The 18,599-nt window shown below is 62.0% G+C and carries 12 protein-coding genes and 1 tRNA gene; 8 read left to right on the forward strand and 5 right to left on the reverse strand.

What is annotated here, in order from left to right:
* Positions 1-47: 47 nt before the first annotated feature.
* The gene (locus KHO30_RS12235; RefSeq protein ID WP_211701158.1) at positions 48-2,471 is read right to left on the reverse strand and encodes a glycoside hydrolase family 31 protein; all 2,424 of its coding nucleotides are present in this window, start codon (positions 2,469-2,471) and stop codon (positions 48-50) included.
* A gap of 19 nt (positions 2,472-2,490) precedes the next feature.
* Positions 2,491-3,777: an MFS transporter gene (locus tag KHO30_RS12240; protein ID WP_211701159.1), complete on the reverse strand. Its 1,287-nt coding sequence runs from the start codon at positions 3,775-3,777 to the stop codon at positions 2,491-2,493.
* A gap of 868 nt (positions 3,778-4,645) precedes the next feature.
* Here KHO30_RS12240 and KHO30_RS12245 point away from each other — a divergent pair.
* The 6 genes from KHO30_RS12245 (at position 4,646) to KHO30_RS12270 (ending at position 11,866) form a co-directional block, all read left to right on the forward strand.
* A complete protein-coding gene (locus tag KHO30_RS12245; RefSeq protein ID WP_093633381.1) occupies positions 4,646-4,993 on the forward strand; it encodes a hypothetical protein in 348 nt (115 codons plus the stop codon).
* 288 nt (positions 4,994-5,281) lie between these two features.
* Positions 5,282-7,246, forward strand: a complete 1,965-nt coding sequence (locus tag KHO30_RS12250) for an extracellular solute-binding protein (RefSeq protein WP_244864015.1) — start codon at positions 5,282-5,284, stop codon at positions 7,244-7,246.
* A gap of 42 nt (positions 7,247-7,288) precedes the next feature.
* Positions 7,289-8,326 carry a microcin C ABC transporter permease YejB gene (locus tag KHO30_RS12255; RefSeq protein WP_200617879.1) on the forward strand — a complete coding sequence of 346 codons (1,038 nt, stop codon included), beginning with the start codon at positions 7,289-7,291 and terminating at the stop codon, positions 8,324-8,326.
* Positions 8,326-9,432, forward strand: a complete 1,107-nt coding sequence (locus KHO30_RS12260; protein ID WP_093633378.1) for an ABC transporter permease — start codon at positions 8,326-8,328, stop codon at positions 9,430-9,432. Before KHO30_RS12255 ends, KHO30_RS12260 begins: the two co-directional genes overlap by 1 nt.
* Positions 9,433-9,437: 5 nt before the next feature.
* Positions 9,438-11,063, forward strand: a complete 1,626-nt coding sequence (locus tag KHO30_RS12265; RefSeq protein WP_244864080.1) for an ABC transporter ATP-binding protein — start codon at positions 9,438-9,440, stop codon at positions 11,061-11,063.
* 137 nt (positions 11,064-11,200) lie between these two features.
* On the forward strand, positions 11,201-11,866 hold the full coding sequence (locus KHO30_RS12270; RefSeq protein ID WP_200650596.1) for a C40 family peptidase: 666 nt from the start codon (positions 11,201-11,203) through the stop codon (positions 11,864-11,866).
* Between the two features lie 143 nt (positions 11,867-12,009).
* On the opposite strand, the gene KHO30_RS12275 is transcribed toward KHO30_RS12270, so the two are convergent.
* Complete coding sequence (locus tag KHO30_RS12275; protein WP_093633642.1) at positions 12,010-12,960, reverse strand: patatin-like phospholipase family protein; 951 nt, start codon at positions 12,958-12,960, stop codon at positions 12,010-12,012.
* Positions 12,961-13,375: 415 nt separating this feature from the next.
* On the opposite strand from KHO30_RS12275, the gene gltX reads away from it, so the two are divergent.
* Both gltX and KHO30_RS12285 read left to right on the forward strand, forming a co-directional pair.
* Positions 13,376-14,785: a glutamate--tRNA ligase gene (gene gltX, locus KHO30_RS12280; RefSeq protein ID WP_211701161.1), complete on the forward strand. Its 1,410-nt coding sequence runs from the start codon at positions 13,376-13,378 to the stop codon at positions 14,783-14,785.
* 121 nt (positions 14,786-14,906) lie between these two features.
* Positions 14,907-14,982, forward strand: a tRNA-Ala gene (locus tag KHO30_RS12285).
* A gap of 270 nt (positions 14,983-15,252) precedes the next feature.
* Here KHO30_RS12285 and KHO30_RS12290 read toward each other — a convergent pair.
* On the reverse strand, positions 15,253-16,077 hold the full coding sequence (locus tag KHO30_RS12290; RefSeq protein ID WP_211701162.1) for a 4'-phosphopantetheinyl transferase family protein: 825 nt from the start codon (positions 16,075-16,077) through the stop codon (positions 15,253-15,255).
* 28 nt (positions 16,078-16,105) lie between these two features.
* The gene (locus KHO30_RS12295) at positions 16,106-18,574 is read right to left on the reverse strand and encodes a penicillin acylase family protein (protein ID WP_211701163.1); all 2,469 of its coding nucleotides are present in this window, start codon (positions 18,572-18,574) and stop codon (positions 16,106-16,108) included.
* Positions 18,575-18,599 lie beyond the last annotated feature (25 nt).

Genomic DNA, 18,599 nt, shown 5'->3' on the forward strand with positions numbered 1-18,599 from the left:
GATTGGATAGGGAATCGTTGGTCTTCAGGTAGGTGATGCATGCTGTGTCAGTGGGCGATGGCGATCGTCAGGCATCGCCAGCCGTCGGCGGTGTGGTCGGCCACCAGCGCGCCGTCGTTGCAGACGGCCGTGCGTGTTTCGTCCTTGGGCACGAGCAGTCGAACTTCCTGCTGCGGTTGCTGGACCCAGCCTTCCCGCACGATTGAAATGCGCAGCGTGCTCGCATCGCTTGTAATCGTGACGTGCCAGCGGCCTTGCGCGCCTGTGCGCCACGCTTCGCTTTCGCCGTCGTCTTCGACGCAGTTGCCGTGAGCGATGCCTGCGCCGGCATGCGGCACGGCGATGAACGCACGTTCGTCGGCGGGACGGCCGAAGTGTTGTTCAGCGATGTTCAGCGGAATTACGCTGCCTTCACGCAGCAAGGTCACTGGCTGCTCGAACGGGGCCGGCAGGGTCACCGTCTGACCGCCTTCGAACACCTCGCCGCTCCAGTACGACGCCCAACGTGCACCGGTCGGCAGATAGACGTCGCGCGTCGACTGGCCCGCATCGACCACCGGTGCAACCAGCATCGACGAGCCCAGCATCATGTCGTCGCCATCCGCGAGGCAACGCGGATCGTGCGGAAACTCCGCGAACATGGGACGCAGTACCGGCTCGTACGCGCTGTGCGATTGCCATAGCAACTCGTACAGGTAGGGAATCAGCCGGTAGCGCAGTTTGATTAGATCCGCCACCTGCTGCGTGACTTCGGGGTGCATCCAGGGCTCGTTGACTGTGCCGTCGTCGTTCCAGGAATGAATGCTGAAACGCGGCAGGAAGATGCCGAAGGCCACCCAGCGGACGAACAACTCCGGACCGGGCGCCGGACCCGAGAATCCACCGATATCGTGGCCGCTGTTCGACACGCCGGACATGGCGAGCCCGAGGCCCATTTTCAGATTGAAACGCAGCGTTTCCCACGAGGTGTAGTTGTCGCCGGACCAGGTTTGCACATAGCGTTGCATGCCCACGCCGCCCGAGCGGGACACGAGGAATGGCCGGCGATCCGGCGCGTATTCGCGTTGTGCGTCGTGCGACGCGCGCATCATCAGCTGCGTTTGCAGCACCTTCGCCTCGCGCGCGGGATACGGTTGGCCGAAGCCCTGGGCAATTGCGTCGGGCGACCAGATTTCGAATTCGTTGTTGTCGTTCCAGGTTGCGGCGATGCCGTGTTTCAACAGGCTGTCTTTCACGCGCGCTTTCCACCAGTCGATGGTGGCGGGATTCGTGAAGTCGAGATATGCGCCGACTTCGTCCCAGAACTGCACCCACGCCGGATCGCCGTCGCTCGACGCGATCAGCAAGCCGGCGCGCGCCACTTCGTCGAATGCTGGGTGGTCCTGCAACAGGCACGGCTTGATGTTCGCGCATAGACGCACGCCGTGCTCGAGATAGCCGCGCACGAAGCCGTCGATGTCCGGAAACTTTTCGTGGTTCCAATTGAACACGTAGCGCTTCGGCCCGATCGAGGTATAGCCCGAGGACAGATGGAATGAATCGCACAGCACGTCGTGCTCGCTGCATCGATCGATGAATTCGCCCATGCGCTGCTGCGCGTCGGGCGCGTCGGTATAGCTCATCGTCGAGCCGGAGTAGCCGAGTCCCCATTTCGGCATCCAGGCCGGACGCCCTGTCAGCCACGTAAAGCGGCGCACCGCATGCAAGGGCGTGCCCGCCGACGCGATGAAGTAATAGTCGAGGTCGCCATGCTCGGCGACAAAGTGCCGGTAGTGCCCGTGATAGTTGTCGAGCTCGCGGCCCATGTCGAAGCGGCAGTCGGCGAGCGTGTCGTAGAACAGGCCGAATCCTGTGGCGCTTTCCGGTTGCCACGTCACGTAGAAGGGGATGTGCTTGTAGAGCGGATCGGTTGTGCGCGCGCTGTAACCCATCGCGTCGATATTGCGCATTTCGTAGGACTGGTCCGCGCGGTTCAGCGAACCGGCGCGCTCGCCGAGACCGACATACATTTCGTCCTTGCGACGCTCGATGTAGTGGTACACGCGCTCGTCCCACCAGCCGAAGTTGTACGCCTGCGTCTTCCGATCGCTCATCACGCGATGCCACGTCGAATCGTGCAGGATGTCCCACGCGCAGAATCCGCCGTTCAGCGTGACCGTTAAACGGATGCGCGCGGTTTCGATCACGACGTGCCCGGCTTCGCTTGAAAGCGCGAACGGCGGCGGGGTGAAGCCGCTCATGTCACGGCGATCGCGGCCTTCGAGCGGAACGTCGTCAGTGCCCGGCGCTATGGACCAGGTCCGCGGACCGTGCGTTTCGCCGTCCGGCAGCACGAGTACACGGATGATGTCGTCGGCGAGAACGAACAGTTCGATCCGGCAGTTTTCCTGTGTCGCAAGAACGACGTGGTTGCCGGTATGGGAAGACAGTGAAAAACACGGCGGGTGCTCCAGATTCGTCAGTGAACGCATGATGGGTCTTCGAGTGAGGTCACGCAGCAGGGCTGGCGTTGTTGTCGACTTGATGCGGACGTGCGTCGCGTTTGACGCCGCGCATCAGAATGATCAGCAGCGTGGCGCCGATCAGATCGAACGCGCCGAGGGCGCCGAAGAGCGGCGTGTAGCCGATCGTATCGGCCAGCGCGCCGACCAGCAGCGAAAAGCTCAGGCCGCCTATCCACGCGGACATGCCGGCAAATCCGGCGACGGTGCCGACTTCGCTGGGGTCGAAGACGTCGGCTGCCAAGGTGTTGACGAGCGCTGAGATCATCTGATGCGCGAAGCCGCCCACGCAGAAGAGCGCGATCGCCTGATACGGCGAGGCGACGAGGCCGATACAGGCCGGTCCGAGCATCATGAAAGCGCCGAGCACGACACCTGCGATGCGCGAGCCGATAAGCGGGATGCGCAAATGCTTCATCAGGAACGGCGACAGGTAGCCGCCGAAGAGGCCGCCAAGGTCGGCGGCAAGGAACGGCAGCCACGCAAACAGCGCGATCTGCTTCAGATCCATGTGCCGTTGCGTCGCGAGGTAAAGCGGAATCCAGAAGCTGAACGTTTGCCACGCCGGTTCCGCGAAGAAGCGCGCTTGTGCGATCGCCCAGAAGCGGCGCGTACGGAGGACTTCGCGGATGCTGCGCCGTTGCGGTGCGCCCGGGGTTTGTCCGCTGACGATCGTTTCGCGCTCGGCCGCGCTGATGCGCGCGTGATCGGCCGGCGAGCGATACAGCACATACCAGGCGGCAGCCCATACGAAGCCGAGCGCACCGGTCACCGCAAACGCGCTTTGCCAGCCATATCTCAACGACAGGAAGACGACGAGCGGCGGGGCGAGCAGCGAGCCGAGCGACGTGCCCGCATTGAAGTAGCCCACCGCCACGGATTTCTCGCGATTGGGAAACCATTCGGCGACCACCTTCATGCCCGCCGGGATGGCGACGGCCTCAGTCAAACCCATGAGGCCGCGCAAGGCCGCAAGCGAAAGCCAGCCGGTCGCGAAACCGTGCAACACGCCCGTCAGCGACCAGAGGCAGGCGAACAGCGCAAAGCCGAGGCGCAATCCGATCAGATCGATGATCAGGCCGCAAACCGGCTGCATGATCGTATAGCCGACCTGGAACGCACCGACTACGTACGAGTACTGCTTGGTGCTCATGTGCAACAGCTGCGTCAACTGCGGCGCCATCACACCGAGGGCGTTGCGCGACAGATAGTTGACGATCGTCCCGGCACACACGAGCGCGATGATCCACCAGCGCAAACCAATGATTGTTTTCAAAATCTGTCTCCGTACCCAATGTGTCCGCTGACTGGCCGCTGGACGGCAGGCATGCGCGAATTCGAACATTTATCTTCGTTTAGTGTCAGTCATCGTATCACTAGCAGAGCTATCGGATACTAGGGAAAACCATTGGTTAAGTGGTTGAGTTTCTTGAAATATCTATTGAATTAGGCTTTTTTGTGCCGTGCATTGAAGGTGATGAGGTCGGACGACCGGCGACATGTAGATTTTGTCTAAATGTTCTTTCGAACATTCAATGTTCGTTTTGGCGGCCGATGCGAATGGGTGCGGTTGGGTTGCGGCTATCGGGGCGGAGAGATGGAAAGGTGGAAAGGTGGAGAAGTCGCTTGGACGAGAGGCGACGCTTTGCAGCGCCACGCTATCTTGCGATCCGATATGAATTGCCTGGGGTGCGGCGCGAGCGAGCGGGAAGGCAGGGGAGATTGAGGCGGATGGAGTGGACGGTTTTGGAGCTAGGCCGGGCCCACTACGTGCCGCAAGAATGCTTCGACATCCTACTGATTTGAGTGCGCCGCCATTTTTAAGGCCACAAGGCGGATCGTGAACCCTGCGGCGACCGGATGACCAGGCACGCGCGGATGCGGCGACCAGAATTACCCCGCAGCGGCGAGGGCGGTGAACGATGAGCAACTTGCCGACAGATGGGCGACTAAACGACCAACGGCAAGACGGCTCGATTACACCGCCACCACTTTTTCACCAAATCTTTGTCCAGTGTAACGAGACGTAACGAAGCGGCCACCCATGCGATGTTGTGCATCAGTTATTACAAAGTTGAAATACGCGGACGGCTGCCTTGCGCTATATTTCGGCCAACAACACACATTCTTCAAAAGGGTGATCAATGAAGTCCGCACGTCTTGTTCCACTTCTGATCGGGGTTCTCGGGTTGGCTGCGTCGGGTGCTGCAATGGCCGGCGGGCTCAACATTGGTGTCAACATCGGCATTCCTGCGCCGGTCTACGTGGCGCCGGCTCCGGTCTACGCACCGCCGCCGCCCCCGCCGCCGCCCGTCGTCTATCAACCGGCTCCTGTGTACTACGGCGGCCCGGCGATCGTGATCGGCTGGCACGGCGACCGCTATTGGGACGGCCGCCGCTACTGGGCGCGCGACGACTGGTATCGCCGTCATCCCCCGGGCCGCTACGATTACGGCCGTGACCACTACGACAATCATCGTGGCTGGCACTAAGTCATCAAAAAGCCACAGTTGACGCAGTTGCCGCGTTGAAAAAAACCGCCCCCAAAAGGGCGGTTTTTTATTGTGTTCGCGAAACCAGCGGGCTGAGTCGAAAGCGTCGAGTCAACACAGTAAGCCGGTCAGCAGGAGTCGTTTGCCAGCGAGGACGCTCATGAATTCTCCCAATGAGGTCCGTGCTCCACGCACTCAAACGTCTTGTAGATGAGATGTGCGGATTGCGCAGGTTTATTGGGTAGAATTCCCTCACACCGCAATTGCCTACTGACCAACAAGGCCCCTATGACAACTGGCTCGCGATGGGTTCAAACGCCTCGTGCACTTTGGTGCAGCGTGATTCACAGGCTATCGCGTGTCGGTCTACCGGTTGTGCCGCGCTCCTCGCGCTCGGCGTGCGCTGTCGCGCTGTGCGGCGTGTCGCTCCTCGCCGGTTTGCTCGCGGCGCCCGAGGCCCAGGCAGTCTATGCGATCGCGCAATACGGCGAGCCGAAATACCCCGCGGATTTCAAGCACTTCGATTACGTCAACCCGGATGCGCCGAAGGGTGGCACGCTGGTGCTGGCCAATCCGAGCCGGCTTACCAGCTTCGATAAATTCAATCCGTTCACGCTGCGCGGTAACCCCGCACCGGGCGTCGACCTGATGTTCGAGAGCCTGACCATCGGCAGCAGCGACGAAGTGGCGTCCGCCTATGGTCTGCTCGCTGACGACATCAAGATCGCGCCCGACGGCCTGTCGACCACTTTTCACATCAACCCGCGCGCGCGCTTTTCGAACGGTGATCCCGTCACCGCGGACGACGTCAAGTTTTCTCTCGACACGCTGAAGAGCCCGCAGGCCGCGCCGCAATTCGCGTCGATTTTTGGCGAGATCACACGCGCAGTGGTTGTTGATCCGCATACGATCCGCTTCGAGTTTCATCAACGCAATCGCGAGTTGCCGTTGTTGGCGGGCAGCATGCCGGTGTTTTCGCACAAGTGGGGGCTGAAGCCGGACGGCAGCCGGATCGCGTTCGACCAGTTGGCGTTCGAGAAGCCGATCGCCAGCGGCCCTTATCTGATCGATCAGTATGAGAACGGTCGCACGATTGCCTACCGACGTGATCCGAACTATTGGGGCGCGACGTTGCCGGTGCGGGTCGGCATGAACAACTTCGATCGGATCGTCTACAAGCTGTATTCGGATAGCACAGCGCGGCTCGAGGCCTTCAAGGCGGGCGAGTACGACGCACTGGTCGAATACATCGCGCGCAATTGGGTGCGGCGCGACGTCGGCAAGAAGTTCGATAGCGGTGAGTTGATCAAACGCGAATTCCCGCAACACAGCGGCATTGGCATGCAAGGCTTCGTGCTCAATACACGGCGGCCATTGTTCCAGGACGTGCGGGTGCGCAAGGCGCTCGATCTCGCGCTCGACTTTCAGTGGCTGAACCGGCAACTGTTCTTCAATCAGTACACGCGCATCGACAGCTTCTTCGCCAATACGGAATTGCAGGCGAAGGGCACGCCTTCGCCGGGCGAACTGGCGCTGCTCGACCCGTGGCGCGCCAAGCTTGATCCGGCCGTATTCGGTTTGCCGCCAAAGCAGCCTGACACCGATCCGCCAGGCTCGTTGCGCGCCAATCTGCTGCAAGCGCGCGCGTTGTTGCAGCAGGCGGGGTGGACCTATCGCGACGGCGCCTTGCGCAACGCTAAAGGTGAGCCATTCCAGTTCGAGATTCTCGACGACTCCGGCTCGTCCGCGCAGTTTGAGCCGATCGTCGCGACCCTCATCCGCAATCTGCAGAAACTTGGCATCACCGCGACGTTTCGAGCGTCCGACTTCGCGGTCTATCAGAAGCGACTCGACGCATTCGACTTCGATGCAACCACGATCCGTATGGCGGATGTGCAAGTGCCCGGTTCGGAGCAGATCGACCGGTTCGGTAGCAAGGCTGCGGACACGCCCGGCTCGGACAATGTGATCGGGGTGAAGTCGCCGGCCGTCGATGCGATCCTGGGCGCGCTCGTGCATGCGCAGACACGCGAGCAGCTGATCGACGCGACACACGCGCTCGACCGCGTGCTGATGCATGGCTACTATGTGATTCCGCAGTGGTACAGCGCTTCGCACCGGGTGGCGTTCAAGCGCGGTCTCGCGTGGCCGAAAACGCTGCCTCTGTACTATGGCGCGGAAGGCTGGATCACGTCGATGTGGTGGTATGCACAGCCACAAGCGACGGAAGCGCCGCAAGCACAGTCGCACTGAACGCGTCCATTCATTCACCGCCTTCGCACCGGAAACGACGCCATGTGGAGCTACATCCTCAAACGCCTGCTGTTGATGATCCCGACCTTGCTCGGCGTGCTGACGCTGACCTTCGTCGTGATCCAGTTTGTCCCGGGTGGCCCGGTCGAGCAGATGCAGCACGAGCTGCGCAAAGGCGCGGAGAATGGTGCGCCGTTCGGCCTGCGCACGCATACCGGTGTCGACGCGCAGCAGATCGCGCAATTGAAAGTGCTCTATGGCTTCGACAAACCGCCGCTCGAACGCTACGGCCTGATGCTCAAACGCTTCTCGACGTTCGACCTTGGCCAAAGCTATTTCCGCCACCAGAGCGTGTGGTCGCTGATCATTTCGAAGTTGCCGGTGTCGATCAGCATCGGCTTATGGACGTTCTTTCTGACGTATCTGATATCGGTGCCGTTGGGCATCGCCAAAGCGGTGCGCAACGGTTCGCGCTTCGATATCGCGACGAGCCTCGTCGTGCTGGTCGGTTATGCGATTCCGGGTTTTGTGCTGGGTGTGCTGCTGCTGGTGCTATTCGGCGGCGGCAGCTTCCTGCAGTTGTTCCCGCTGCGCAATCTCACTTCGGACAACTGGGCGCAACTGAGTTTGGGCGGCAAGATCGTCGACTACCTGTGGCACATCACGTTGCCGATCACGGCCTCGGTGGTGGGCAGTTTCGCGGTCGTCACGATGCTGACGAAAAACGCCTTCCTCGACGAGATCCGCAAGCAATACGTGCTGACCGCGCGCGCCAAAGGTTTGTCGGAAAAACGCGTGCTGTGGAAGCATGTGTTTCGTAACGCGTTGCTCCCGTTGATCGTCGGCTTCCCGGCGGCGTTCATCGGTGCATTCTTCACCGGCAGCCTGCTGATCGAGACACTGTTTTCGCTCGACGGACTCGGCCTGCTGTCGTACGAATCGGTGGTGCGGCGCGACTATCCGGTCGTGCTTGGCACGCTCTATCTGTTCACGCTGATTGGTCTCGCGACCAAGCTGATTTCCGATCTCTGCTATGTGTGGGTCGATCCCCGCATCCAATTCGAACAACTGGAGCGCTGATGAATCGAGCCCGTCTTTCAGCCGATGCGGCGGCGCGCACCGAACCGGCTCGCGCGTTCGTATCACCCACGCCCGCGCGCCGCGTCTGGCAGCGTTTTCGCCAGCAGCGTCTTGGCTACTGGAGTCTGATCATCTTCGTCGTGGCTTTTGCAGCGAGCCTCGCCGGGCCGCTGTGGTCGAACGACAAGCCGCTCGTAGTGCGCTACGAAGGTCAGTTGTATTTTCCAATGTTCAAGACCTACGCGGAGACCACCTTCGGCGGCGACTTCCCGACGCCCGCCGACTATCTCGATCCGTATATCAAGCATCGTTTCGACACGCCTGGTAACTTCGCCGTGTATCCGCCGAACCGGTACTACTACGACACGCTGAATTACTTCTCGAAGGCGCCGAACCCGGCGCCGCCATCGCGCGATAACTGGTTCGGCACCGACGACCGTGGTCGCGATCTCTTCGCGCGTCTTCTGTACGGATTTCGCGTGTCGGTGGAATTCGCGCTGGTGCTCACCTTGATCGGCACCGTGCTCGGGATTGCCGCGGGCGCCGTGCAGGGTTACTTCGGAGGACGTATCGACATCATCGGGCAGCGTCTGATCGAAATCTGGAGCGCCATGCCGGAGCTTTACCTGCTGATCATTTTCTCGTCGATCTTCGAGCCGGGGTTCATTCTGCTGATCGTGCTGCTGTCGCTGTTCGGCTGGATCGGTTTATCGGATTACGTACGCGCGGAGTTTCTGCGCAACCGTCATCAGGACTATGTGCGTGCGGCTCGAGCGATGGGGCTCTCGAACTGGCAGATCATGTGGCGGCACGTCTTGCCTAACAGTCTGACGCCGGTGATCACGTTTCTGCCGTTCCGCATGAGCGGCGCGATTCTCGCGCTCACCAGCCTCGACTTTCTCGGCCTCGGCGTGCCGTCTCCGACCCCGAGCCTCGGCGAACTGCTCGCGCAAGGCAAAGCCAATCTCGACGCGTGGTGGATCTCGCTGTCCACGTTCGGCGTGCTGGTTGCGATGCTATTGCTGCTGACGTTCATGGGCGACGCGCTGCGCAACGCGCTGGACACACGCATTTCCGATGCCATGCGCGCAGGAGGCAACCAGTGAGCGCCATGGTACAGAACGACGCAAAACAGGCTCTGACGCCGCCGCTGCTGGAACTCGATCATCTGCATGTGACCTTCGGCGACACCGTCGCGGTGAGCGACGTGACGCTCGCGATTCAACGCGGCGAGCGGGTCGCGCTGGTCGGCGAATCGGGCTCGGGCAAGAGCGTGACCGCGCTGTCGATCCTGCGTCTGTTGAGCGACGCGCAGGTGAGCGGGTCAATCCGTTTCGATGGCCAGGATCTGCTTGCGAAAAGCGAGCGTGAGATGCGCGGCATGCGCGGCTCGGACATCGCGATGATCTTCCAGGAGCCGATGACGGCTCTCAATCCGCTCTATACGGTCGGTGACCAGATTGCGGAGACGATCGTCGTGCACGACGGCGTCACGGCGAACGAGGCGCGCAAGCGCGCGGTGGCGTTGTTGGGACGCACGGGCATTGCCGAGCCCGGCAAGCGTGTGAACAGTTATCCGCATCAGCTCTCAGGCGGTCAGCGGCAGCGCGCGATGATCGCGATGGCGCTCGCGTGCCGTCCGCGCCTGTTGCTGGCCGATGAGCCGACAACGGCGCTCGACGTGACCATCCGCGCGCAGATCGTCGAGCTGCTGCTGGAACTGCAACGCGACGAAGCCGAGAAGCGCGGCATGGCCGTGCTGCTGATCACGCATGACCTGAATCTGGTGCGCCATTTCGCGCAACGCATAGCGGTGATGGAGCAGGGCGTACTGGTGGAAAGCGGATCGGTCGAGCAGGTGTTCGAGTCGCCGCAGCATCCGTACACGCAACGTCTGCTGGCGAGCCGCCCGCAACGCACGGTGGTCCCTGTGCTGCCGATCTCGCCGGTGCTGCTGGAAGCGCGCGATGTCTCAGTCGATTTCAAAACGAAGCTGCCAGGCTTTAGCGGCTGGTTTCGCTCGGGGCATTTCCGCGCAGTCGCCGATGCGAACGTGTCGGTGCGCCAGGGCGAGACGCTGGGGATCGTCGGCGAATCGGGTTCGGGCAAATCGACGTTGGCAATGGCGCTGCTCGGTCTGCAACGCACGGTGCATGGCGAGATCGAGTTTCAGGGCAGGGCGCTCGGCAGCTATCGCGGCGCCGAACAGACCGCCTTACGCTCGAATATGCAAGTTGTCTTTCAGGACCCGTTCAGTTCGCTGTCGCCGCGGCAAACCATCGAGCGGATCGTCGGCGAAGGGCTCGCGCTGCATCGGCCACAAATGGGCCAGGAGGCGCGGCGCGACAAGGTGGTCTCGGTGCTGCGGGAAGTCGGTTTGGACCGCACGGTGCTGTACCGCTATCCGCATGAGTTCTCCGGCGGCCAGCGTCAGCGGATTGCGATCGCGCGGGCTCTGGTGCTGGAACCGCGCATCCTGATCCTCGACGAACCGACCAGCGCGCTCGACGTGTCGATCCAGCAGCAGGTGCTGAAACTGCTTGCCGGGTTGCAACAGAAGTACAACCTCGGCTTCGTTTTTATCAGTCACGATCTGGCCGTGATCGGGGCGATGGCGCATCGCGTCGCGGTCATGCAAAACGGATCGATCGTCGAAAGCGGCGACGTTGAGCAGATTTTTGCGACACCGGAGCACCCTTACACCCGAAAGCTGCTGAAAGCGGCGCTGGACCACTGATTTTGCACTCTTTCACCAATTGGGTGCGTGTCTCGATTGTATTTTTCTATTTGTTTTGACACGTGAATACTTACTGGCTAGTATCGACCAAACTTTTTTCCGTAGCCCACTGATTTTTAGGCAAAAAATACCGACCAATGCAGCACAGAAACCTAACCCAGGCTTGCACGCGCGTCGTCGCCGGGATGTTCATTGGCGTCTTGATGGCAGCAGCTCCCGGCGCGTTCGCCGACGAAGTAAGCAGTTTTAATCAGAATGCCTCATTTTCGACCCCGAGCGGGTCGAATTCTTTGTCCCCCCTCAATTCGCAATCGGCCGCTCCTGACAGCGACGGCGGCGCCAAATCGTTCCTGTCCGGCATGGCCGGCAAAGCGGGCGACGTGGTGGTCGGCGCGCTGAACATGATCGGCGTTCGCTACCGTTGGGGTGGTAATACGCCCGATTCGGGACTCGATTGCAGCGGCTTCGTTCGCTACGTGTTCCAGGACACGCTCGGTATGGCGCTGCCGCGCCGAGCCGAGGAAATGAGCCGCGTCGGCGAAAAAGTTCGCGTCAGCGACCTGAAGCCGGGCGATCTGGTGTTCTTCAATACGATGCGCCGCACGTTCTCGCATGTCGGCATCTACATCGGCGACAACAAGTTCGTGCATTCGCCTTCCACGGGCAGCACGATTCGCGTCGACGATATGGATAGCGGGTATTGGGAAAAGCGCTTTACTGGTGCACGCCGGATCGAGACCTCCTATCAGGAAGGCGAAGATCTGCGCAAGCGCGTGAATGCGTCGATCGGCGGTAATCAGTAACTGATTCAGTTCGCGCCAGCGGTTCTGGTGCGACAAAAAAAGCCTGCTTCGTTTGAAGCAGGCTTTTTGCGTTTTGGGCGCTTACCGATGTGGCACGGAATCTTCCGCGCGCCGGCCGGTATAACCGGCGCGATCCTTCCGGGTTACACCGCGGCGCGGCTTGCGGCCATCTTGCGTTGCAACTCGGGCATCATCTTCGCCACGGCTTCCTCGCCGGCCAGGATCGCTGCGTTACGCTGCGAGAAATCACTGCCGCTCATCGCTGCCAGATTCGGCCGGATCACGATGTCGGCGTACTTGTCGAGTTCATAGGCCTTGATCGTCTGGCCCATGATCGTGAAAGTCTGCATCAGCACGTCGAACGAGCTGGCTGTGAGGCCGCTTTCCGGGCGCTGCGAGATGTCCACGGCGATCACGAAATCCGCGCCCATCTTGCGCGCGAATGAGGCGGGCACCGGGCTCACCAGGCCGCCGTCCACATACTCGTGACCGCCGATCTTCACCGGCTCGAAAATCGACGGCACGCTGCATGACGCGCGCACCGCAATGCCGGTGTTGCCACGCTGGAACAGGATCGGCTGGCCGGTCTTCAGATCGGTGGCGACCACGCCGAGCGGCTTGGCCATCTTCTCGATCGGACGGTTGTTGAGCGTCGTATTCAGGTAGTTCTGCAGCGCGACGCCTTGCAGAAAGCCGCGCGTGCGAAACGGCATCGCCCAGTCGCTGATCGACGCTTCGTCCATGGTCAGCGCGAGCTTGTTCAGTGCAAAGCCGTTCATCCCCGAGGCGTATAGCGCGCCCACCACCGAACCCGCGCTGGTGCCGGCCACGAGGTCGACCTGGATATTGCGCGCCTCGAGTGCCTTGATCACGCCGATGTGCGCGAAGCCGCGCGCGGCGCCGCCGCCTAGTGCAAGGCCGACGCGGATCGGCCGCTGCGGTTTGTCGAGCGGTGGCGGGTTGACGGTGGGCGTGGTGGCGACCGGCGTGCTATCGGTCTTGCTGCCGCCAGTCGTGGTGCAGGCGGCGAGCACCGCGGAGGCGGCCGCCAATGAGAAGTTGCGACGGGCAAGGCGAGGGGATGACGGTTTCAACGGGTTCTCCAGCAACGGCAGGGGCGGCGCGATCGGCACAACCGGTGCCGCGATCAGGCGGATAGTCAAACGGACGGAATGGCCGGTGGCGATTCCATGCGCCGTGGTTCTATCCCCACCCGCAGCGCGCGCACATCATAAATCAAAGCTCCGGGCACGCGTCGCTCCGGTAATGAAACGTTGCAGAGGAAACGCTCAAGCCTCCCGAGGTGCGCTTGCCGTGCGTCCTGAGTACTGCCACTGGCCATTCGGACGAGGGCAGGCACCGCGTGTTCGGAAGGTATAATTCGGCTCTTGAATTTATTTCCTTCGTGTCCGTGCAAGGCAGCTTTCTGCTGCATGGACGCGGTCCGCTGCCGCGCTTCACTGGCCATGTTCGCCACGGCGCCGGCGCCTGTCTTCCGAGTAACCGCTAATGACCACCTCCGTCCGTACCCGTTTCGCACCGAGTCCCACCGGCTTCATCCACCTCGGCAACATTCGCTCCGCGCTTTATCCGTGGGCGTTCGCGCGCAAGATGAAAGGGACCTTCGTGCTGCGGATCGAGGACACCGACGTCGAGCGTTCCAGTACCGAAGCGGTCGACGCCATTCTCGAAGGGATGGAATGGCTCGGCCTCGATATCGACGAAGGCCCGTTCTACCAGATGCAGCGCATGGACCGTTATCGCGAAGTGCTCAAGCAGATGCAGGGCGAGGGGCTCGTGTACCCGTGCTACATGTCGACGGAAGAACTGGACGCACTGCGCGAACGCCAGCGCGAGGCCGGCGAAAAGCCGCGCTATGACGGCACCTGGCGTCCGGAACCCGGCAAGGTCCTGCCGGAGCCGCCGGCCGGCGTGCAGCCCGTGCTGCGCTTCCGCAATCCGCTTTCTGGTGTAGTCGCATGGGACGACGCTGTGAAAGGCCGTATCGAGATCTCGAATGAAGAACTCGACGACCTCGTGATCGCGCGCCCGGACGGCACGCCGACCTACAACTTCTGCGTGGTGGTGGACGATCTGGACATGCGCATCACGCACGTGATTCGCGGTGACGACCACGTGAACAACACGCCGCGTCAGATCAACATTCTGCGTGCGCTCGGCGCCGAACCGCCGGTTTACGCGCACTTGCCGACCGTGCTGAACGAGCAGGGCGAGAAGATGAGCAAGCGTCACGGCGCAATGAGCGTGATGGGTTATCGCGACGCCGGCTTTCTGCCGGAAGCGGTGGTCAACTATCTGGCGCGTCTGGGCTGGTCGCACGGCGACGCGGAAATCTTTACGCGTGAACAATTCGTCGAATGGTTCGATCTGGAGCATCTGGGCAAGTCGCCGGCTCAGTACGACCACGACAAGCTGAACTGGCTCAACGCGCACTACATCAAGGAAGCGGACAACGCGCGCCTTGCCGAGCTCGCCAAGCCTTTCTTCGCCGGGTTGGAGATCGACGAAGCTGCCATTGCGCAAGGCGCCGATCTGACGTCGGTGGTGGGCTTGCTGAAGGACCGTGCATCGACGGTGAAGGAAATCGCCGAAAACGCGGCGATGTTCTATCGCACGCCGGCGCCTGACGCCGAGGCGCTCGCGCAGCACGTCACGGATGTGGTGCGTCCGGCGCTTGCCGATCTGGCCGCTTCGCTCAAAACGGTCGAGTGGACCAAGGAAGCGATCGCTGCGGCGTTGAAGGCCACGCTCGGCGCGCACAAGCTGAAGATGCCGCAACTGGCCATGCCGGTGCGTCTGCTGGTGGCGGGCACCACGCATACGCCTTCGATCGATAGCGTGTTGATGCTGTTCGGCCGCGATGTTGTCGTGAGCCGTATCGAAAAAGCGTTGGCTTAAGCGCGTTCGCGTTTGCATTAAGAGGGTTTGCATGCGACTTGCGAAAAAAGTCGCATGCAATTGCGCAAAGGGTATTTACAAAGCGCAAATTGGCCTCTAAAATCTCGTTTCTGTTCTGCAAGGGGGTATAGCTCAGCTGGGAGAGCGCTTGCATGGCATGCAAGAGGTCAGCGGTTCGATCCCGCTTACCTCCACCATCAAATCAAATTTGATGTGCCGCAGACAGTCACTGAAGTCCGAAAAGCCCTGATAAGTCAGGGCTTTATCTTTTTCCGGGGTGGAAGCATTCCGCCCTGTTCCGACATGTTCCACGATTTGCACGTACCCAAACTCGTACCCCAAACTGGGTCGCGTTGATTTCCTGTTTTGGGGTACGTCGTGGGACAACTGACTGAACGACAAATCCGCTCTGCCCGGCACCGCGACCGGGAGAGACGCGGTGAGGCACGATATGCGCGGGCGCCGCGTCAGCTTTTCGGCCACCCGAATGCCTGAATCGATTTGACTGGGTGCGCAATTGAAACCGCAGCGCGAATTTTGCCGGGCATCGGTACATCGACGACATGCCAGCGTCCAGCCGCCGGCAGATCGACGAAGGTTGCCGTGGCGTTGGCGCGGAGGGTCAGCGGTTCGATATCGATGGATGGCCGCTTTAAAGCGTTCGACAGGCTGCTGTAGCGCGCGGACTGAAGAGCCTCGTCCGCGTAGCGGAATCGGTCTGCGTGACGATCCGGCACCCCAGTCGGCCAGATGCTCGCACGGGCCTCGCCTGGTATGGCCGTCTCGTTTCCTGGCGTAGGCATCGCGACGCCGAGGCCGAGCGCGCCCGAAGCGATGCCGATCACGATCCAGATTCCGCCGTATGCGATGTCGATCGCAACCGGGTGGCTGTCGGGAGGAAGCTGAACGCCCGGTTGCTCGGCATGGTCATCGATGAATTTCACCTCGTGCGGGGCCAGGTCCAGCAGATTCGCCACGATCCAACGCAGCACCACGCGTGCGGCAACGAAACGTTTGCGCAGTGCGGAGTTTGGATTCAGCCTCGCGCGCCCACGCTCGGTTTCCGAGAGCCATCGGTCGCCTTCCTGGATCGAGACCGGCAGCCATCCAGCCCGGAAGCGCCACAGATGCAGTTCACCCGGGCGCGGCACATCGATCCAGGACGGATACTGCCGCGTCATCCGATGCGCGGAAAATGTGATCTCGCAGGGATCGGGCATGGCGTCGGAGGAACCGTCGTACGGCGTGCCGTACGCCCGGACAGGGAGGGGTTGGGCGAGTTGAATGGGCATGCTCAGCTCCTCCATGCCAGTTTGGCGTTCATCGCGTTTGTGCGTCCGACGAGTTCAACGTACGACGGGTCAGCGCAGGATCGCGGGCGATCGACGTTTCGGAAAACGGAATAGTCAACCAGCGTTGCGCGGCGTAACTGCGCGTACCGTCCGCGAAACGAGGCGAGGCGGGATCATCGGATTCCGACGACGCGATGAGCGTCTGTGCAAGCACGTCATCCCCGGCGAACGACACGATCTGCAGGTAGCTGTTGCCGTTCGGATTGACGTTCATCGAATAGGCACGGGAGTCGAACGGGTGCGCCGCGCATGCGGCCGTGAAGTAGCCGCCCGCGTCGCAGCCGCCGAACAGGGCGATGCGTTCGTCGTTGCGTTGCACGTAGAGCGCTGCGCTGCGCGGTGCATCGATCGCGATGCCGGCTTTCTCGAGCGCGGCCATGACGTCGTGCAGGGAGGCGGCGAGTCTGGCGGGGTCGGCCGCGATACCCGCGGGCGTGGTCAGCGGCCGGGCGGGGTCGAACGGCACGGCGTACAGTTGCGCGGGCGGAATCAATAGCAGACGCCGCCACCATTCGTCCCAGAGCGTCGCGCCGACCGCATTGGCCGAGGCGGTGTTGTCCCACGCGGCGAGTACGCTGCAGGCCTTGCGCAGTTCGTCGGAATTCACGCCGGCCGGCTGGCCGCCGTTGCACAAACGATCGAGCGCAGGTTGCTTGAAGAGGATGGCCGACATCGAACGGCTGTCCAGCGCGGCGCGGCTGAGCGCGTCGGCGGAGACGCCGGCCGGATTGCTTTGCAACTGTGCGGCGATCGCGTGGCCGAGACGGGTGCGCAGCGATTGCTGGCCACCCGTTGCGCCGACCACCTGAGCAAATCCGGTCAACGGCGCGGCGGGGTTGCTGAGCCAGTAACTGCCGTTGAAATTGCCCGCGTAGTCACGCCTCAACAGGCTCGGCATCTGTGCGACCGGCAATGCGCCGCGCTGAACCGAGCCGCTTTCGACACGCCAGTCGCAATCGCTGCGTGAACCGTCGAGGAACGGCACGCCCGGCATCGAGTGGGCGAGCGCTTTACCCACGGGCGGCGTGCAACGCTGCGCAAGCTCGTCGGGCACGTTCGGTACCGCGCCGATGTCCGCATACCACACGCGCGGGTCGCCGCGACCAATGGCGAGCGTATTCACCCACGGCACCGCCGCGTTCTTCTTCTGGATGCGGATGAAGTCGTCGAGCGAAGCCGCCTGGTCCCATTCGAGGAAGTTTTCGAAGACGCGGAAATTGTCCGCGTTGATGTCGCGCAACGCGAACGCCTGCTGTGCGTTCCATGCGAGTGCCGGCGACATCGCGCCGAGATTGACGAGCGGCCCGAAGCGCGAGCGATACAGCGTGCGCGAAACGGCATGAAGCGAACCGTCCGCGGCGCGCACGTCGACGCTCACGCGCGTGGGCGTCATCGCCTCGGCTTTGCCGTCGACCTCGTATGTGGTCGGCGAGCCCGCTACAAGATTCAGCTTGAACAGGCCGAAGCGCCTGGCGGTGGAGACCGTATGCGTCCACGCGACATTCTGGTTGAAGCCCATCACAATCAACGGCACGCCGAGAAAGGAGACACCGCTCACATCGAGCTTGCCGGGAATGGTGAGTTGCGCCTGGTAAAAACGGTCGGGACCGTTCCAGAACCAGTGTGGATTGCCGAGCAGCATCGCGCTGCCGCCGCGAGTGGCATCCGCTCCGAACGCAAGGCCATTGCTGCCGATGCCGGCATGGCCGCCGAAGTCTGCGAGCGGCGCGTTGGCGGCGAGCGTGGCTGCGGCGGACGTGAGCCCTTGCTCGTGCAACGCGCCCTGCTGCGACTGCGGAGCGGACACGGGCGGCTGTGCCGTCGCGATCGCTGCGACGAAGCGGGTTTCCCCGCCCGCGAGGTTCGCAGCATAGAGGCGCCGGTAAACATCCGCCACGTTGATCTTGCCGGCCCAGGGCGCGGCACGGCATGCCGCGTTCGCTCCGGGAAAATCGCCATGCGCAAGATCGCCGACATACCGGTTGTAGCCCGCGACGAAGCCGTCGATCAGCGACCGCATATCGGCAGTCTGGTTCTTGCGATAACGCGCGACTGCTGCATCGTCGTCGACAAAACGGAAGAAGAAATCCGCGTCGAGATTGGTTGGCTGTCCGAAGGTAGCGTCGGTAGTCGGGCGCGCATCGGCGCCGAAGTAGCGCGAGCGTTCGCCACGATAGGTGACGAATCCGTCTGCCATCGTGCACAGGTTATCCTGCGCCTGCACGTAGCCATAACCGTAGCCGAGGCTGCCCCAGTCGTCGGCTTTCAGATGTGGAATGCCGAGCGCCGTGCGACGGATCTCGACCTGATAGGGGCCCGTGAGCGCGGCCTGATCGGCGCTCGGGGCGACACAGCTTTGCAAGCCGAGGGCGACGGGCAAGGCGGTCAGCAGACGGGCAAAACGGCTGCAACGGCTCAGAAAAACGGTCAGAGGCATGAGATCTTCACAGACAGGCTGTTAT

Source organism: Paraburkholderia aspalathi (assembly GCF_905220735.1).
In the GTDB taxonomy this organism is placed as follows: Bacteria; Pseudomonadota; Gammaproteobacteria; order Burkholderiales; family Burkholderiaceae; genus Paraburkholderia; species Paraburkholderia aspalathi.

Bases quoted from the DNA above. Each gene is read 5' to 3' on its own strand.
- KHO30_RS12245 (WP_093633381.1), top strand. From the start codon at position 4,646: ATGAAGTCCGCACGTCTTGTTCCACTTCTGATCGGGGTTCTCGGGTTG.
- gltX (WP_211701161.1), top strand. From the start codon at position 13,376: ATGACCACCTCCGTCCGTACCCGTTTCGCACCGAGTCCCACCGGCTTC.
- KHO30_RS12265 (WP_244864080.1), top strand. From the start codon at position 9,438: ATGGTACAGAACGACGCAAAACAGGCTCTGACGCCGCCGCTGCTGGAA.
- KHO30_RS12255 (WP_200617879.1), top strand. From the start codon at position 7,289: ATGTGGAGCTACATCCTCAAACGCCTGCTGTTGATGATCCCGACCTTG.
- KHO30_RS12270 (WP_200650596.1), top strand. From the start codon at position 11,201: ATGCAGCACAGAAACCTAACCCAGGCTTGCACGCGCGTCGTCGCCGGG.
- KHO30_RS12260 (WP_093633378.1), top strand. From the start codon at position 8,326: ATGAATCGAGCCCGTCTTTCAGCCGATGCGGCGGCGCGCACCGAACCG.
- KHO30_RS12295 (WP_211701163.1), bottom strand. From the start codon at position 18,574: ATGCCTCTGACCGTTTTTCTGAGCCGTTGCAGCCGTTTTGCCCGTCTG.
- KHO30_RS12250 (WP_244864015.1), top strand. From the start codon at position 5,282: ATGACAACTGGCTCGCGATGGGTTCAAACGCCTCGTGCACTTTGGTGC.
- KHO30_RS12290 (WP_211701162.1), bottom strand. From the start codon at position 16,077: ATGCCCATTCAACTCGCCCAACCCCTCCCTGTCCGGGCGTACGGCACG.
- KHO30_RS12235 (WP_211701158.1), bottom strand. From the start codon at position 2,471: ATGCGTTCACTGACGAATCTGGAGCACCCGCCGTGTTTTTCACTGTCT.